11 protein-coding genes and 1 pseudogene are annotated in these 16,981 nt (G+C 61.1%); 6 read left to right on the top strand and 6 right to left on the bottom strand.

Annotated features, from left to right (window positions below; translation table 11 throughout):
* Positions 1-74: 74 nt before the first annotated feature.
* On the top strand, positions 75-1,838 hold the full coding sequence (locus K7431_RS08175) for a cation:proton antiporter (protein WP_015886605.1): 1,764 nt from the start codon (positions 75-77) through the stop codon (positions 1,836-1,838).
* Between the two features lie 193 nt (positions 1,839-2,031).
* On the opposite strand, the gene K7431_RS08170 is transcribed toward K7431_RS08175, so the two are convergent.
* The 3 genes from K7431_RS08170 to uvrD all read right to left on the bottom strand — a co-directional run bounded on the left by K7431_RS08170 (position 2,032) and on the right by uvrD (position 5,865).
* Entirely contained in the window at positions 2,032-2,439 is a 408-nt protein-coding gene (locus tag K7431_RS08170; protein WP_028618538.1) for an SMI1/KNR4 family protein, read from the bottom strand.
* A gap of 135 nt (positions 2,440-2,574) precedes the next feature.
* Entirely contained in the window at positions 2,575-3,444 is an 870-nt protein-coding gene (locus K7431_RS08165; protein WP_015886603.1) for a Tim44 domain-containing protein, read from the bottom strand.
* A gap of 237 nt (positions 3,445-3,681) precedes the next feature.
* Entirely contained in the window at positions 3,682-5,865 is a 2,184-nt protein-coding gene (uvrD, locus tag K7431_RS08160) for a DNA helicase II (protein ID WP_015886602.1), read from the bottom strand.
* Between the two features lie 247 nt (positions 5,866-6,112).
* On the opposite strand from uvrD, the gene K7431_RS08155 reads away from it, so the two are divergent.
* From K7431_RS08155 to K7431_RS08145, 3 genes are all read left to right on the top strand, one after another.
* A complete protein-coding gene (locus K7431_RS08155) occupies positions 6,113-8,989 on the top strand; it encodes an EAL domain-containing protein (protein WP_043206077.1) in 2,877 nt (958 codons plus the stop codon).
* Between the two features lie 158 nt (positions 8,990-9,147).
* Positions 9,148-10,014, top strand: coding sequence for a transcriptional regulator HexR (gene hexR / locus K7431_RS08150; protein ID WP_003177007.1), 867 nt, complete (start codon positions 9,148-9,150; stop codon positions 10,012-10,014).
* Positions 10,015-10,234: 220 nt separating this feature from the next.
* On the top strand, positions 10,235-10,432 hold the full coding sequence (locus tag K7431_RS08145) for a PA3496 family putative envelope integrity protein (protein WP_079444958.1): 198 nt from the start codon (positions 10,235-10,237) through the stop codon (positions 10,430-10,432).
* On the opposite strand, the gene K7431_RS08140 is transcribed toward K7431_RS08145, so the two are convergent.
* Positions 10,362-11,336: a LysR family transcriptional regulator gene (locus K7431_RS08140; protein WP_015886600.1), complete on the bottom strand. Its 975-nt coding sequence runs from the start codon at positions 11,334-11,336 to the stop codon at positions 10,362-10,364. The two genes, K7431_RS08145 and K7431_RS08140, sit on opposite strands and share 71 nt — an antisense overlap.
* A 194-nt stretch (positions 11,337-11,530) precedes the next feature.
* Between K7431_RS08140 and K7431_RS08135 the strand changes: the two genes are divergently transcribed.
* Together K7431_RS08135 and oadA are read left to right on the top strand one after the other, a co-directional pair.
* Entirely contained in the window at positions 11,531-12,946 is a 1,416-nt protein-coding gene (locus K7431_RS08135) for an acetyl-CoA carboxylase biotin carboxylase subunit (protein ID WP_003213442.1), read from the top strand.
* 11 nt (positions 12,947-12,957) lie between these two features.
* The gene (gene oadA, locus K7431_RS08130) at positions 12,958-14,766 is read left to right on the top strand and encodes a sodium-extruding oxaloacetate decarboxylase subunit alpha (RefSeq protein WP_015886599.1); all 1,809 of its coding nucleotides are present in this window, start codon (positions 12,958-12,960) and stop codon (positions 14,764-14,766) included.
* A 79-nt stretch (positions 14,767-14,845) separates the two neighbouring features.
* Here oadA and K7431_RS08125 read toward each other — a convergent pair.
* Positions 14,846-15,747, bottom strand: a pseudogene (locus K7431_RS08125) (autotransporter domain-containing protein); the annotation flags it as partial.
* 548 nt (positions 15,748-16,295) lie between these two features.
* Positions 16,296-16,976 carry a GNAT family N-acetyltransferase gene (locus K7431_RS08120; RefSeq protein WP_015886598.1) on the bottom strand — a complete coding sequence of 227 codons (681 nt, stop codon included), beginning with the start codon at positions 16,974-16,976 and terminating at the stop codon, positions 16,296-16,298.
* Positions 16,977-16,981: the final 5 nt, after the last annotated feature.

Here is a 16,981-nt window from a genome sequence, read left to right as displayed (position 1 = left end):
TCCGCACTTTGCGATATTTCAAAGGCGCGGGCGGAAGTGGGAAAAGCGCCAGTACCCTCAAGGAGCCCCTCGCCATGCACGCCATCAGCTTTATCCAGGACTTGGCCGTGATCATGCTGGTGGCAGGGGTTGTCACCATCCTGTTTCACCGCCTCAAGCAGCCAGTGGTGCTGGGCTACATCGTCGCCGGGTTCATCATTGGCCCCCACACCCCACCTTTCGGCCTGATTCACGATGAAGACACCATCAAGACCCTCGCCGAGCTGGGGGTGATCTTCCTGATGTTCTGCCTGGGCCTGGAGTTCAGCCTGCGCAAGCTGTTCAAGGTCGGCGCCACGGCGTTTATCGCAGCCTTCCTGGAAATCATCCTGATGATCTGGATCGGCTACGAGATTGGCCGCTGGTTTGACTGGAACACCATGGACTCGCTGTTCCTCGGCGCAATCCTGGCGATTTCCTCCACCACCATCATCGTCAAGGCGCTTAACGACCTGGAGATGAAAAACCAGCGCTTCGCCCAGCTGATTTTTGGCGTACTGATTGTGGAAGACATCCTCGGCATCGGCATCATCGCCTTGCTGTCGAGCATCGCCGTCAGCGGTACGGTCAGCTCCGGCGAGGTGTTTTCCACGGTCGGCAAGCTCTCGCTGTTCATGATCGTTGCGCTGGTCATCGGTATTTTGCTGGTGCCGAGGCTGTTGGCTTACGTGGCCAAGTTCGAAAGCAACGAGATGTTGCTGATCACCGTACTGGGCTTGTGTTTCGGTTTCTGCCTGCTGGTGGTCAAGCTGGAATACAGCATGGTGCTGGGCGCGTTCCTGATCGGCGCAATCATGGCCGAGTCCCGACAGTTGATTAAGATCGAGCGCCTGATCGAGCCGGTTCGCGACATGTTCAGCGCCATCTTCTTTGTGGCCATTGGCTTGATGATCGATCCCCAGATCCTGCTGCAATACGCCTGGCCGATTGCGGTGATCACCGTGGCGGTGGTGCTCGGCAAGATGCTGTCCTGCGGCTTGGGGGCATTTATCGCCGGCAATGATGGCCGGACCTCATTGCGCGTGGGGATGGGGCTGTCACAAATTGGTGAGTTTTCCTTCATCATCGCGGCGCTGGGGATGACGCTGCAGGTGACCAGTGATTTCCTTTATCCCGTCGCCGTGGCGGTTTCAGCGATTACCACGCTGCTCACGCCGTACTTGATTCGCGGCGCTGACCCGCTGTCGCTGAAGATTGCGGCAATCATGCCCAAGCGCATGAGCCGGGTGTTCGGCATGTACGGCGAATGGTTGCGCAGCATCCAGCCTCAGGGCGAGGGTGCCATGTTGGCGTCGATGATCCGCAAGATCATCCTGCAAGTGGGGGTAAACCTGGCGCTGGTGATCGCGATCTTCTTTGCCGGCAGCTTTTTTGCGGCGCGCATCGGTGGGTATCTGGAGGGCTGGATCAGCGATCCAAGCTGGCAGAAGGCGCTGATCTGGGGCGGGGCGTTGCTGTTGTCGCTGCCATTCCTGATCGCGGCGTACCGCAAGCTCAAGGCGCTGTCGATGCTGCTGGCGGAGATGAGCGTGAAGCCGGAAATGGCTGGGCGACACACCCAGCGTGTACGAAGGGTGATCGCGGAACTGATCCCGATCCTCTCGCTGCTGGTGATCTTCCTGCTATTGGCCGCCTTGTCGGCCAGTATCCTGCCGACCAACAAGTTGCTGGTGCTGATCGCCGTCGTCACGGCAGCGGTGGCGGCCGTGCTCTGGCGGTGGTTCATCCGCGTGCATACGCGGATGCAGGTCGCTTTGCTGGAGACCCTGGATAACCACAAGGATACGCCGGAGCACTAAAGTAGGCGGGCCACTTACGGTGGTGAGCGGGCTTTTTGTGGTGAGCGAGCTTGCTCGCGCTGGGCTGCGTAGCAGGCCCGGTCCAGGCGACGCGTTCTTTCAGGTTTGGCGATGTGAGGCTATGGGGCTGCTTCGCAGCCCAGCGCGGGGCAAGCCCGCTCACCACAAAGCCCGCTCACTACAGCAAGCCCGGTCAGCTTTCCAGCCAGACGTCCCGGGCCCAGTGCCACACGGATTCCCAGGTTTCCTCGGTGACGATTTCTTCTTCGCCGGACCACAGCACCACGGTGCCGTCTTCTTCGACGCAATAGTAGTCGTCGCCGTCCTGGCAGATAGGGATCAGGCTGCGATCAACACCGGCATCCCAGGCGTTGGCGGCCACGTCCGGCAGGTAGGTATGGGATTGCGGGTCGGTGACGGTCACCGGCTCCAGGCTGCCGTACACCACATCGCTGACGGTCAGCAAAAATTCACGGAAGACAAACGGGATGTCGATGAACAGTTGTTCCTCGATTTCCACCAGTTGGTCTTCGTCAGGCAGTTCCAGCGGAACCGGAACCGGTTCGTTGGCTTCACGCAATTGTTCGATGATTTCTTCCACGGCCGGGATCCTCTTGCTAGATGGCGCGGTTTATAGGGGCGTTTTATACAGTAGCTCGCTATAAGTGCAACCGTGAAATAGAAAACCCCGGACAGGTCCGGGGTTTTTTGTATCTGCTTGCTAAGCGCGCAGGGATCAGCCGTTCTGGCGGATACCGGCGACCAGCCAAGGCTGGTTGTCGCCCTGGGCACGTTCCATGTTCCAGCTTTCGCTGAACACTTCGCCCTGGTCGAAGCGCGAAGTCTTCGATACACCGCTGAAGGTCAGGGTGGCGATGGTCTTGTCAGCGCGATCATCCACACCTTCCAGCTGTACGCGCAGGTCGTCGATGTAGGTCGACTGGAACGCGTCGCCCAGGTCGGCACGTTCGCGCTTGAGGAACTCCAGCAGTTGCGGGGTCACGAACTCGGAGATCTTGTCCATTTCGTTGGCGTCCCAATGCTGTTGCAGGGACTGGAAGTGGCTGCGGGCCGCTTCGACGAAACGCTCTTCGTTGAACCAGGCCGGTGCGTTGATCACCGGACGGGCCGCAGCAGGTGCTGCCGAACCACCGAAGATCGAACCCATGGCTGGTTTTTGCTCGAACACTTCACGCTGCATTGGCGCGCCAGCGGGAGCTAGATGCTCCTGCTGCTTGCGGCGACGGGCAGCGATGAAGCGGAAGACCAGGAAGGCGATGACCGCCATGATCAGGATGTCGAAGATCTGCATGCCCTGGAAGCCGCCGCCCATGAACATGGAAGCGAGCAGGCCACCGGCGGCGATACCGGCCAGAGGGCCCAACCAGCGCGAAGCACCGCCAGCCTTGGCAGCGGCGCCTGCAGCACCGGCTGCGCCTGCGGTAGCCGCAGCACCGCCGGCACCGGCGGATGGGGCCATTTGGCTGGTCTGGTGAGTCGGTGCCGAGCCCATGCTTTTGCCGCCACCAAAGCGCTTGGCGTTGGCGTCGATGCTCATCGTCAGGCCGATGCACAACGCCATGGCGATGCTAAGAAAACGTTTCATAAAGGGAATTCCCATTTGTGGATTGCACGCGCGCCATGTTGCACAGGTGTAGTGACAGTGGCTAGCGACATAATGTTTCGGGCTTTTGCGTAGGACCGATTCAGAATGGTCTGTAGGACTTATTACAGATATTGGCCCGCGCTCGTCTAAAACAAGGGCGGGCCCATGATCTTCATGTAACGCAGTGTTTCATGAGAGGGGCTGGTTGGGGTGAGGGAGCAAGCGCCCTCGCCACAGTCAGATGGCTTCGAGCTTCGCGTAACCCATCATCAGCCACTTGCTGCCTTCGGCGAAATTCACCTGCACCCGCGCCTGGGCACCGGCGCCTTCGAAGTTGAGGATCACGCCTTCGCCGAACACCGAATGCCTGACCTGCTGGCCAAGGCTGAACTGGGTTTCCGGAATCTCGGAACCGGCGAACATACTGCTGGAGTTCTGCTGCTGACCTCCGCCGAACGGGCGGCTGACGCTGTTGGACAAGCGCACTTCCTGGATCAGCCCCTTCGGCACTTCACGTACGAAACGCGACACCTTGTTGTAGGTCTCGCTGCCGTACAGGCGTCGGGTCTCGGCGTAGGTCATCACCAGGTTCTGCATCGCGCGGGTGATGCCCACGTAGGCCAGGCGGCGCTCCTCCTCAAGACGGCCCGGCTCTTCCAGGCTCATCTTGTGCGGGAACAGGCCTTCTTCCATGCCCACCAGGAACACGTACGGGAACTCCAGGCCCTTGGCGCTGTGCAAGGTCATCAACTGGATGCTGTCTTCATGCTCATCGGCCTGGGTATCGCCGGCTTCCAGCGACGCATGGCCGAGGAAAGCGGCGAGCGGTGTCAGCTCTTCGTCTTCCTCGGTGTTTTCGAACGCACGGGCGGCGCTGACCAGTTCCTCAAGGTTTTCTACCCGGGCCTGGCCTTTCTCGCCTTTTTCCGCTTCGTGGTAGGCGATCAGCCCGGACTGCTCGATCACGGTCTGGGTCATCAAGTGCAGAGGCATTTCCGCGCACTTGGCGGCGAGGTTCTCGATCAGTTCGACAAACACACCCAGCGCCCCGGCGGCGCGGCCGGTCAGGCCTTTATTGGCGATCAGCAAGCGCATGGCTTCCCACATCGACACATCGGCATGGCGCGCGTGGTCGCGAATGGCTTCGACAGTCTTTTCGCCAATGCCACGGGCCGGGATGTTGATCACCCGCTCCAGCGCCGCATCGTTGCCGCGGCCTTCCAGCAAGCGCAGGTAGGCCATGGCGTTCTTGATCTCGGCACGCTCGAAGAAGCGCTGGCCACCGTAGATGCGGTACGGGATGCGTTCGCGCAGCAAGGCTTCTTCCAAGACCCGCGATTGGGCGTTGGAGCGATACAAAATGGCGATATCGCTGCGCGCCAGGCCGGTTTTCAGTGCACTTTCGATGGTTTCCACTACGTAGCGCGCTTCATCGTGCTCGTTGAACGCGGCGTACAAGTTGATGGCTTCGCCTTCGCCACCGTCGGTCCACAGCTCTTTGCCCAGGCGCCCGGTGTTGTTGGCGATCAAGGCGTTGGCCGCCTTGAGGATACCGGCGGTGGAGCGGTAGTTCTGCTCCAGGCGGATGGTGACGGCGTCCGGGAAGTCTTCGGAATACTGGTAGATGTTCTCGATTTTCGCGCCACGCCAGCCGTAGATCGACTGGTCGTCGTCGCCCACCACCATCAGGCTGTCGCCACCTTTGGCCAGCAGGCGCAACCAGGCGTACTGCACGGCGTTGGTGTCCTGGAACTCGTCCACCAGAATGTGGCGGAAGCGTTTCTGGTAATGGGCCAGCAAACCCGGGTTGTCGCGCCACAGGTCGAGGGCGCGCAGCAGCAGCTCGGAGAAGTCGATCACCCCGGCGCGTACGCACGCGGCCTCGTAGGCTTCATAAATGCTGCGCATGGTGGCCAGGAACAAATCGCCGCTGGCCTGGATGTGCTGCGGGCGCAGGCCTTCGTCTTTCTGGCCGTTGATAAACCATTGGGCCTGGCGCGCCGGCCAGCGCTGTTCGTCGAGCCCCAGTTCGCGGATCACCCGCTTGACCAAGCGTTGCTGGTCATCGCTGTCGAGAATCTGGAAGGTCTGGCTCAGGCCCGCTTCCTGCCAGTGCGCCCGCAACAGGCGGTGCGCCAGGCCGTGGAAGGTGCCTACCCACATGCCGGCCGGGCTGATGCCCATCAACTGCTCGATGCGGTGGCGCATCTCGGCAGCGGCCTTGTTGGTGAAGGTCACCGACAGGATGGAATGCGGGGACGCGTTCTCGACCTGGATCAACCAGGCGATACGGTGCACCAGCACTCGGGTTTTACCGGAGCCAGCACCGGCCAGGACCAACTGACGGCCAACGGGGGCGGCTACGGCCTGGCGTTGGGCATCGTTGAGGGAGTTCAGCAAAAGAGAGAGATCATCGCGCATCGGCGCATTCTATGGCCCACGGGGGAGTGGGGCAAATACCAATGCCGGGTGGTCGACGGAAAACAATCAGGGTGATGACCGGTTGGTCAATGGCCACAGCCCGCGCAGTGTCTCGCTCAAGCCGTCTGGCCCCGAAGTTTGCGGCGCATGAGCATGCCGTTTTTATGACGTAGAGCAGTTTGGCCCAAGCGTTTGCTTGTGTATGCTCCGTCGACGTTTCGGGCTCACCATTATAAGAACACTGCCTATGACCCTCAGCACCGACCTGTTTGGCCCCTCGGCGGCGCCCGCGCAGGTTCTTCGCAAACACTACGCCACTGAGATGGCGGTCGAGCGCACACGCCTGCTGTATCAGGGCTCGCTGCTGCCGACCCTGTTGATGTTGGTCAATGGCCTGGTCTGCGCCTGGCTGCTCTGGAATCCCAAGCAATACCTGTTGGACAGCATCTGGTTGGTCTGGCTGCTGGCCCTGGTGGCGATGCGCGTGATCCAAGTGGCCGCGTTTGATTCGGCTATGCCCAGTCGCCAGGCCCAGCCGGTGTGGCGGCGCATGTTCATGCTCGGTTCGGCGGTCAGCGGCCTGACCCTGGCCACCGCCGCCATCGCCCTGGTGCCGGCGGACAGCTTTATGCAGCAGGCCTGGGTGTTCGGCCTGATCGGCGCCGCGACACTGTCGGCCAGCGTGGCCTACGCCGTGAGCGTGCCGGCCTTTTTGTCGTTCGCCTTGCCGTGCCTGGTGCCGTCCATCATTTATCTGTTCTGGAGCGGTGACCCGCAGCAGCGTGGCTGGGGCGTACTCGGCCTGATCCTGCTGGCGTCCTTGAGCCTGGTGGCGTGGCAGGTCAATCGCCTGATCCAGCGCGGGCTGCTGCGACGCTTCCAGAACCAGGCGTTGATCGAGCATCTGCAACAGGCACAGCAGCGCAGCGAGCAACTCAATCAGGAGTTGGTGCGCGAAGTCGAACAACGCCGCCAGGTCGAGCAGGAACTGCGCGAAGCTCAGGTCGGCCTGCAGGACCGCGTGGCACAGCGCAGCCAGGAGCTGGACGCTGCCAGCCTGGCGCTGAATAAAAGCGAGGCGCGCCTGGCCATGGCCCTGCAAGCCAGCGAGCTGGGCCTGTGGGACTGGAACCTGCAAACCGACGAAGTCCACCACACCCAGCTCAAGGAGCTGTTCGGCCTGGAGCCTGAGTACGTCACGGCGATGCTCGGTCACCTCAAGCCACGCCTGCACCCCGAAGACCTGCCGCTGCTCAAGCGTGCCCTGGTGGAGCACCTCAAGGGCCGCAGCGAGGACTACCAAGTGGAATACCGCGTGCGTCATGGCGATGGGCATTGGGTGTGGATCGAAGACCGTGGCCGTGCCGTGGAGCGTGCGCCCAGCGGCCGCGTCACGCGCATGCTCGGTACACGCCGTGATATCAGCGCCAGCAAGGCCCTGGAGGAACAGCAGCGTTTGGCGTCGACCGTCTTTGAAGCCGCCAGCGAGGGCATTGTGATCCTCGACCCGGACTACGTGCTGATTGCCGTCAACCAGGCCTTCAGCCGTGTCACGGGCTTTGAAACTGACGACATGATTGGCCGCAATGTGGTGGAGCTGCCCAGCAGCCGCGATGCCCGCCGCCACTTTCCGGTGATCCGCCAGGCGTTGCTAAGCCACGGTACGTGGCAGGGCGAGTTGGTGGAGACGCGCAAGAACGGCGAGCTGTACCCGCAGTGGCTGCAATTGAATGTGGTGCGCGATGTTCGAGGAAAAGTCAGTCATATCGTGGGGTTCTTCGCCGATCTCTCGGCGCGGCGTGAGTCCGAAGAACGTATGCGTTACCTCACTCATTACGACGAGTTGACCGGGCTGGCCAACCGCTCGCTGTTCCGCGAACGGCTGCGCGAGGCTCACCAGCGTGTACGCCAAGGTGGGCGCAGCCTGGCGCTGCTGCACATCAATCTCGATCGCTTCAAGTTACTCAATGACAGCCTCGGCCATGAAGTTGCCGACCAATTGCTGCAAAAAATGGCGCGTCGCCTGATTAACGCTTTGCCCGAGGCCGACACCATTGCGCGTTTGTCCGGGGATGAATTCGCTGTGTTGTTCGACGCCTATGGCAACCTGTCGAGCCTGGCGCGCGTGGCCACGCGGCTGCTGGCCAAACTGCGGGTGCCGGTGACGGTGGAAGGGCATGAGTTGGTGGTCAGTGCCTCAATGGGTGTCAGCCTGTTACCGGACAATGCGCGGGAGATTTCCGCGCTGGTCAGTCAATCGAACATGGCCATGCAGCACGCCAAGCACTTGGGCGGCAATAACTTTCAGTTCTACACCGACAGCTTGCAAGCCAGCACCCTGGAGCGCTTGCAGCTGGAAAACCACCTGCGCAAGGCCATCGAAGAACGTCAGCTCTCAGTGTTCTACCAACCGAAGCTATGCCTGGCCACCGGCAAGCTGAATGCGGCCGAGGCGTTGATCCGCTGGGAGCATCCGCAATGGGGCATGGTGCCGCCGGGGGATTTTATCGGCCTGGCCGAAGAGACTGGCCTCATCGTGCCGCTGGGCGAATTCGTGCTGCGCGAGGCGTGCTGGCAGGCGTGTGAATGGCAGCGTCAGGGGCTGGCGCCGATTCGCGTGTCGGTGAACCTCTCGGTGCACCAACTGCGTCAAGGCAAGTTGGTCAGCCTGGTGCGCCAAGTGCTTGAAGAAACCGGCCTGGACCCGCAATACCTCGAGCTGGAGCTGACCGAAAGCCAATTACTCGACAGCGTCGAACACATCATCGCCACGTTCCAGCAACTGCGCGACCTGGGCGTGAAGCTGGCCATCGACGATTTCGGCACCGGTTATTCGTCCCTCAGCTACCTCAAGCGTATCCCCGTGGACTACGTGAAGATCGACCAGACCTTTATTCGTGGACTCGGGCAGGGGCGTGAAGACGCGGCCATCACCCGCGCAATTATCGCCATGGCCCATGGGCTGGCACTCAAGGTGGTGGCAGAAGGTGTGGAAGACCAGCAGCAGCTGGATTTCCTGCGCGGTGAGCGGTGTGACGAAGTGCAGGGCTATTTGATCAGCCGGCCAATGCAGGCCGAAGGGTTGGCAGATTTGTTACGGAAAAATGCAGATTTTCCTGAGTGATGCCAAGGTCGCCCCTGTGGCTACAACTTGGCTGCCCTTAAATTCAAAGGCGGGCAGGGCGATTTAGTGACGCGTCGGACGGGCAAAACGGCAATTCTTGTAGTATAACTACAAGCTTGCTACATCCTTGGCCCTGCCCATAACAAGAGTCCTGTCCTTTGAACCTGTTGCAACATATCGCCCAGTCGCGCCACCTGTTACGCAAATCGGAACTCAAGGTTGCCGATCACGTGCTGCTTGACCCTGCGGCTGTGATGCACAGTTCCATGGCCGATTTGGCCCACAGCGTGGGCATCAGCGAGCCGACCATCGTGCGTTTCTGCCGCGCCATCGGTTGCTCCGGGTTCCAGGACTTGAAACTCAAGCTGGCCCAAAGCCTGGCCGCCGGTGCGAGCTTCGGGCAATTTGCTATCCATGAAGACGATTCCGTTGCCGATTACAGCCTGAAAATCTTCGACACCACCCTGCACACCCTGATGGAAGTGCGCGAGAAGCTCGACCCGGTGGAGCTGCAGAAGGCCGTGACGGCCATGTCCCAGGCCCAGCGCGTTGAGTTCTATGGCTTCGGTGCATCCGGCGCAGTGGCGGCCGACGCCCAGCACAAATTCTTCCGCCTGCTGCTCACCGCAGCGGCCTACAGTGACCCGCACATGCAGGCCATGTCGGCGGTGACCTTGAAGCCCACCGATGTTGCCATCTGCATCTCCCAGTCCGGCCGCTCCAAAGACCTGCTGATCACCGCCAACCTGGTGCGTGAGAGCGGCGCTTCGTTGATCACCCTTTGCCCCAGCCAGACGCCCTTGGCGGAACTGTCCACGGTCAACCTGGCCATCGATGTGCATGAAGACACCGAGATCTACACGCCACTGACCTCGCGCATCGCTCACTTGGTGGTGATCGACGTGCTGGCCATGGGCGTGGCCATGGCGCGCGGGCCGAGCCTGGTCAACCACCTCAAGAGCGTCAAGCGCAGCTTGCGCAGCCTGCGTCTGTCGCCCAAATCCGTCAAAGCCCTCGACGACTAGCGCTGTATGCAGAGCAAAATGTGGGAGGGGGCTTGCCCCCGATTGCAGTGAGTCAGTCAGTAAATCTGGTGACTGATACACCGCAATCGGGGCAAGCCCCCTCCCACATTTGGATTTCCTACAGATCAGCAATGTTCATCGTCTTGTAATGCGCGCGCCGCTAAACCGTCATCGCCCAAGGCCATCCTGTACTCCCCGTACTCGCATTGGGAGACTCCAAATGGCCCGGCCCTACGAAGACAGCAACAGCTCCGTCAAGACCCGTCGTCAACAGGAAGACCAGCGCCGCATGGCGTTCCGTCGCGCAATCGAAGACCGCTGTGATCAGCGCCAACTGCTCCAGAGCATCACGGACTACCCGGAACTCCACTGGCAGGCACCCGCGGCTGCCCAGCGAAGCGCTCAGCCAGCGCGCTGATCTGCACCCGCTCGCTGCGGATAAAGCCCAGGAACGCATGGGCCACCGGTGACAGGCGCTTGGCCTTGGCCTGCACCAGGCACCAACTGCGGTACAGCGGCAGCTCTTCCACCGGCAGCTCTTTGAGCCCGCCGGTGGCCAATTCCATGTTGACCGCGTGACGCGTCAACAAGGCCACGCCCAGCCCGGCGCATACGCATTCACGCTGCGCCTCGGCTGAGGCGACTTCCACCGTCTGGGTGAAGTGCACGCGTTTTTCCTTGAAATATTCCTCACAAGCCAGCCGAGTGCCGGAACCCGGTTCGCGCAGCAGCAGTGTGTAAGGTTCCAGGTCCTGCAGGCGCAGCGGTCCCTGAAGGCTGAGCGGGTGGTCGGGCGGTGCCACGGCAACGATTGGGTTGTTAAGGAACGGCAGGAACTCCAAGCCCATGTCCTGGGGCACCATCGACATGATCACCAGGTCGTCGCGATTATCCGAAAGCCGGCGGATCACCTGGGCACGGTTAACCACCGTGAGGTGCAATTGCACTTCCGGATGCTGGCGCTTGAAGGCGGCAAACAGGTGCGGCACGAAATACTTGGCGCTGGACTCAATCGCCAGTTTCAGTTGGCCTTGCAACGAGCCCTGCATGTCCGAGAGCTGCATATCGAGGTTTTCCAGGCGCCCGAAAATATCCCGGCTGGCCCTTTGCAGGGCTTCGGCGGCCTCGGTCATGTAGAGCTTTTTGCCGACGTAATCGAACAATGGCTGGCCGATCAGCTCTTCCAGCTGGCGAATTTGTAAGCTAACGGCCGGTTGTGTGAGAGACATTTCCTCGGCTGCGCGGCTGTAGGAGCGCAAGTCACACACCTCATGGAAGATCTGCAACTGACGCAATGTCAGTCGCATCAATGACTTACGCATTTTTTAATCCTCTCGCCCCAGGCTGTGCGGCCAACTATAAGTCTTTACTTATGCACGACCCAATAATTATTGATTTTTGTTAATCCCTTGGCGGGCTTAGTGTGTGTCTCGCGACTGTCATGAAACATTTGGTCACGCGCCGACCCGGTTCATAGGGTCGAAGAACGCAGCAATCGGCTCAAGGGAATTTCCAAGTGATAAAAAAGATCCTGATCGCCAACCGTGGTGAAATTGCCGTACGAATCGTGCGTGCCTGCGCCGAGATGGGCATTCGCTCGGTCGCGGTCTACTCCGACGCCGACCGTCACGCGTTGCACGTCAAGCGTGCCGACGAAGCCCACAGCATCGGTGCCGAGCCCCTGGCCGGTTACTTGAACCCGCGCAAGCTGGTGAACCTCGCCGTGGAAACCGGCTGTGATGCACTGCACCCCGGTTACGGTTTCCTGTCGGAAAACGCCGAACTGGCGGACATCTGCGCCGAACGCGGGATCAAATTCATCGGTCCCTCGGCCGAAGTCATCCGCCGCATGGGCGACAAGACCGAAGCGCGCCGCAGCATGATCAAGGCCGGTGTGCCGGTCACGCCGGGCACCGAAGGCAACGTCGCCGACATCGCTGAGGCCCTCACCGAAGGCGACCGTATTGGTTACCCGGTGATGCTCAAGGCCACCTCCGGTGGTGGCGGTCGCGGCATTCGTCGTTGCAACAGCCGTGAAGAACTTGAACAAGCCTTCCCCCGTGTGATTTCCGAGGCTACCAAGGCGTTCGGTTCGGCGGAAGTGTTCCTGGAAAAATGCATCGTCAATCCCAAGCACATCGAGGCGCAGATCCTCGGTGACAGCTTCGGCAACGTGGTGCACCTGTTCGAGCGCGATTGCTCGATCCAGCGCCGTAACCAAAAGCTCATCGAAATTGCCCCAAGCCCGCAACTGACCCCGGAACAGCGCGCCTACATCGGCGACCTGTCGGTGCGAGCCGCCAAGGCCGTGGGCTACGAGAACGCCGGTACCGTGGAGTTCCTGCTCGCCGAGGGCGAGGTGTACTTCATGGAGATGAACACCCGGGTGCAGGTGGAACACACCATCACTGAAGAAATCACCGGGATCGACATCGTCCGCGAACAGATCCGCATCGCCTCCGGCCTGCCGCTGTCGGTGAAACAGGAAGATATCCAGCACCGTGGCTTCGCGTTGCAGTTCCGTATCAACGCCGAAGACCCGAAGAACAACTTCCTGCCCAGCTTCGGCAAGATCACCCGTTACTACGCACCTGGCGGCCCCGGCGTGCGTACCGACACGGCGATCTATACCGGCTACACCATCCCGCCGTTCTACGACTCCATGTGCCTGAAACTGGTGGTGTGGGCGTTGACCTGGGAGGAAGCCATGGACCGCGGCCTGCGTGCCCTGGACGACATGCGCCTGCAAGGCGTGAAGACCACCGCCGCCTACTACCAGGAAATCCTGCGCAATCCGGAATTCCGCAGCGGCCAGTTCAACACCAGTTTCGTGGAAAGCCACCCTGAGCTGACCAACTACTCGATCAAGCGCAAACCCGAAGAGCTGGCCCTGGCCATCGCCGCCGCCATCGCCGCCCACGCAGGCCTGTGAGGAACATTCCAATGTCTAAAAAAATCTTCGTAACCGACACCATCCTGCGCGACGCCCACCAATCGTTGCTGGCGACCCGCATGCGCACCGACGACATGCTGCCGATCTGCGACAAGCTCGACAAAGTCGGCTACTGGTCCTTGGAAGTCTGGGGCGGCGCGACCTTCGACGCCTGCGTGCGCTTCCTCAAGGAGGACCCGTGGGAGCGTCTGCGCAAACTGCGCGCCGCGTTGCCCAACACCCGCTTGCAGATGCTGCTGCGTGGCCAGAACCTGCTGGGCTATCGCCATTACAGCGATGACGTGGTCAAGGCGTTCGTAGCCAAGGCTGCCGTCAACGGTATCGACGTATTCCGCATCTTCGACGCCATGAACGACGTGCGTAACCTGCGCGTGGCCATCGAAGCGGTGAAGGCCGCCGGCAAACATGCCCAAGGCACCATCGCCTACACCACCAGCCCGGTGCACACCGTCGAGGCGTTCGTGGCCCAGGCCAAGCAGTTGGAATCCATGGGTTGCGACTCGATTGCGATCAAGGACATGGCCGGCCTGCTGACCCCGTACGCCACCGGCGAGCTGGTCAAGGCACTCAAAGCCGAGCAAAACCTGCCGATCTTTATCCACTCGCACGACACGGCGGGCTTGGCCGCGATGTGCCAACTCAAGGCCATCGAGAACGGTGCCGACCACATCGACACGGCGATCTCCAGCTTCGCCTGGGGCACCAGCCACCCCGGTACCGAGTCGATGGTCGCCGCCCTTAAAGGCAGCGAGTTCGATACCGGCCTGAGCCTGGAACTGCTGCAAGAGATTGGCCTGTACTTCTACGCCGTGCGCAAGAAGTACCACCAGTTCGAAAGCGAATTCACCGCCGTCGACACCCGCGTGCAAGTCAACCAGGTACCGGGCGGGATGATTTCCAACCTGGCCAACCAATTGAAAGAGCAAGGCGCGCTCAACCGCATGGGCGAAGTGCTGGCCGAAATCCCGCGAGTACGCGAAGACCTCGGCTTCCCGCCGCTGGTCACCCCGACCTCGCAGATCGTTGGCACCCAGGCGTTTTTCAACGTGTTGGCCGGCGAGCGCTACAAGACCATCACCAACGAAGTGAAGCTGTACCTGCAAGGCGGCTACGGCAAGGCGCCGGGCACCGTGAACGAGAAATTGCGTCGCCAGGCTATCGGCAGCGAAGAAGTGATCGACGTACGTCCGGCCGACCTGCTCAAGCCGGAAATGACCAAACTGCGCGGTGAAATCGGCGCGTTGGCCAAGTCCGAAGAAGACGTGCTGACCTACGCCATGTTCCCGGACATCGGGCGCAAGTTCCTCGAAGAGCGCGACGCCGGCACCCTGGCCCCTGAAGTGCTGTTGCCGATCCCAGAAGCCGGCGGCGTGGCGCGTGCCGGTGGCGAAGGCGTACCGACCGAGTTCGTCATCGACGTACACGGCGAAAGCTACCGCGTGGACATCACCGGTGTCGGCGTGAAGGCCGAAGGCAAGCGTCACTTCTACCTGTCCATCGACGGCATGCCGGAAGAAGTGGTGTTCGAGCCGCTCAACGAATTCGTCAGCAGTGGCGGCAGCAAGCGCAAGCACGCCACCGAGCCTGGCCATGTCAGCACCGCGATGCCGGGCAATATCGTCGACGTGCTGGTCAAGGAAGGTGACGTGGTCAAGGCCGGCCAGGCCGTGCTGATTACCGAAGCCATGAAAATGGAAACCGAAGTGCAGGCAGCGATTGCCGGCAAGGTGACTGCCGTTCATGTGGCCAAGGGCGACCGGGTCAACCCTGGCGAAATCCTGATTGAAATCGAAGGCTGATCCAGCCTTCGACACGACCGTTTAATCCTCGGGGGGGCAGGTGCCCCCCTTTTTTTTCGTGCGCAATTTGGTGGGGTTAGAAGCTGATCTTCCACTGCCCCATCAAACCCTGGTTGCGACTGTTTGTACCGGCCCGCGCGCTGTAGGTCAGGCCGACGGTGTGTTGTGCCGACAAGGCGAGGTCGAGCCCGGCTTGAAGGTCGAGGCTATTGCGGTCCAGCGAGGTGCCGGTGACGGTGAAGCCGTCAACCAGCCCCGGCAGGGCGCGGTAGGATTGGCGGACCTGGCTGTCGACTCCGCCGTAGAGGTGTTTCCAGCCGGTGCTGAGGTGGGGGGTGAGGCTGATCTGGTTATCGAACCGATACACCGTTGCCAGGCGCAGGCCCAAGGTGGTGCTGAGGTTTTGTTGGGTTTGTGCGCCGACGTTCAGCGCGGTCAAGCCACCCGTTTCCTTGAAACTGTCGCGGTGGTAGCGCTGGAAACCGAGGCCGGCGAAGGGTTCGACGCTGAGGTCCGCGCTGCCCAGTTGATAGCCCAGTTCGGAAAACAGGGTTTGGCTTTGGGCGTTGTATTTGCCTTGAGTTGCTCCTTGTAGTCCAGCAGGTTGACGTCGCGTTTGTTCTGCCCCGCGTGGTCGCTGTAGATCGCCCCCAGGCGCAGGCCTATCGGGCCGTCCTGGCGTACGGCGTAACCCCCCAGGTGCCAGCTGTCGAGGTCGCCAGAGAAGCGTTGGGTATTCAAATGGCTGGTGGATTTTGCACCCATGATGCCAACGCGCCAGGCGTGATCCAGTGCCCAGTCGGCGCCCAGCAACAGGCCGTCGATGCCATATTTCAGACCGGCGCTGCCGCCTTGCTTGTCGAGGCTGCCGTCGTTGCCCACACCTTGAATCCAGAAGTGGCCTTCGTCGTCAGCGGGCAGTGTGCGCAGGGTCGAGAGCAATTGGTTGCTGAGGTGCTGTGTGGTGTTTTGCGTTGCGCCGGCGAGGTTGGCGTTCTGGCTGCCGGCCAGTTGCTCAAGGCTGGCACCGATGCCGCCGGGTTGTTTCTCGAGGCCATCACCGAGCTTTTCAAGGGCTTTGATTTGCTCGGACGTCAGTTCCCCGGACTCCAGTAACCGAATCAATCCCGGCTCCAGCACCTTGGCCACTTGCAAGCCATTGCGCGAGGTCGCTTTCTGGGTGAGATAACCGTCGAGGGGCGTTGATTCGATCTCGGGTTCTACAGGAGGCCACGGATCGGGCTGTGCATCGTAGTACGGATGCGGGTACGGCTTGTATTCAATATCGCCACGCGCATGCGCGGGTTGAAGGCTGGCAGTGCTGAGAGCAAGGGCAATGACGAGTGCGAATCTGTGGGGTGTAAAAGGCATGAAATCCCAACCTCTGATGAATGAGGCCGGGAATTTAGCGAGATGACGGGGCGATAACTGTCAGGTCATCGACCCCCAGTTTGCGGGAGTTTTCTCTAGTGCGGCGCGATTAAAAACGCATCGGCCAGCGGGCGATCAACGCGTGGCTCCCTCATTGATCAGAGGTGTTGGGACCGGCACTGCGCCAGTGACTTCACCTGCCCATCACCCTGCTGGTTCGCTTCCGACAACCACGCCTCAAAGCCCGCTGCAACCTGTGGCCATTCGGCGTCGATGATCGAGTACCACGCGGTATCCCGGTTCTTGCCCTTGACCACGGTGTGCTGGCGGAACACGCCTTCAAGACTGAAACCCAACCGCTCGGCCGCGTATTTGGAGCGGCCGTTGGCGTTGTTGCACTTCCATTCCAGGCGACGGTAACCCTGGTCGAACGCGTGCTTGGCCAGCAGGTAGACCGCTTCGGTGCTTTTTGGCGAGCGCTGCATGGCGGCGCCGAAGGTAACGTGGCCGATTTCGATGCGACCGTGGTCCGGGACGATCGACATCAGGCTGAGGATGCCCTGTACCTGGCCGGTTGCGCGGTCGATGACGCTGAAAAGATACGGGTCGCTGTGCGCGGCGTGATTGTTCAGCCAGTCATTGAAGACGCTGCGTTCGGGGAATGGGCCGTAAGGTAGGTAGTCCCACAGCTTGGGGTCGGCACCGGGGCCTTGCAGGGCGTTGAACAGCTCATCGCCATGGCGGGCGGGGTCGAGTTTTTCCAGACGGATAAACCGTCCTTCCAGCCGTTGAATGGTGGGCGCCGGGACGCCTTTCCAGTCGGCGAGAGAAGTCGTCATGCTGC

Origin of the sequence: Pseudomonas fluorescens group sp. (assembly GCF_020093335.1) — a bacterium.
GTDB lineage: Bacteria > Pseudomonadota > Gammaproteobacteria > Pseudomonadales > Pseudomonadaceae > Aquipseudomonas > Aquipseudomonas petroselini.
This window is presented reverse-complemented; position numbering and strand designations above follow the sequence as displayed.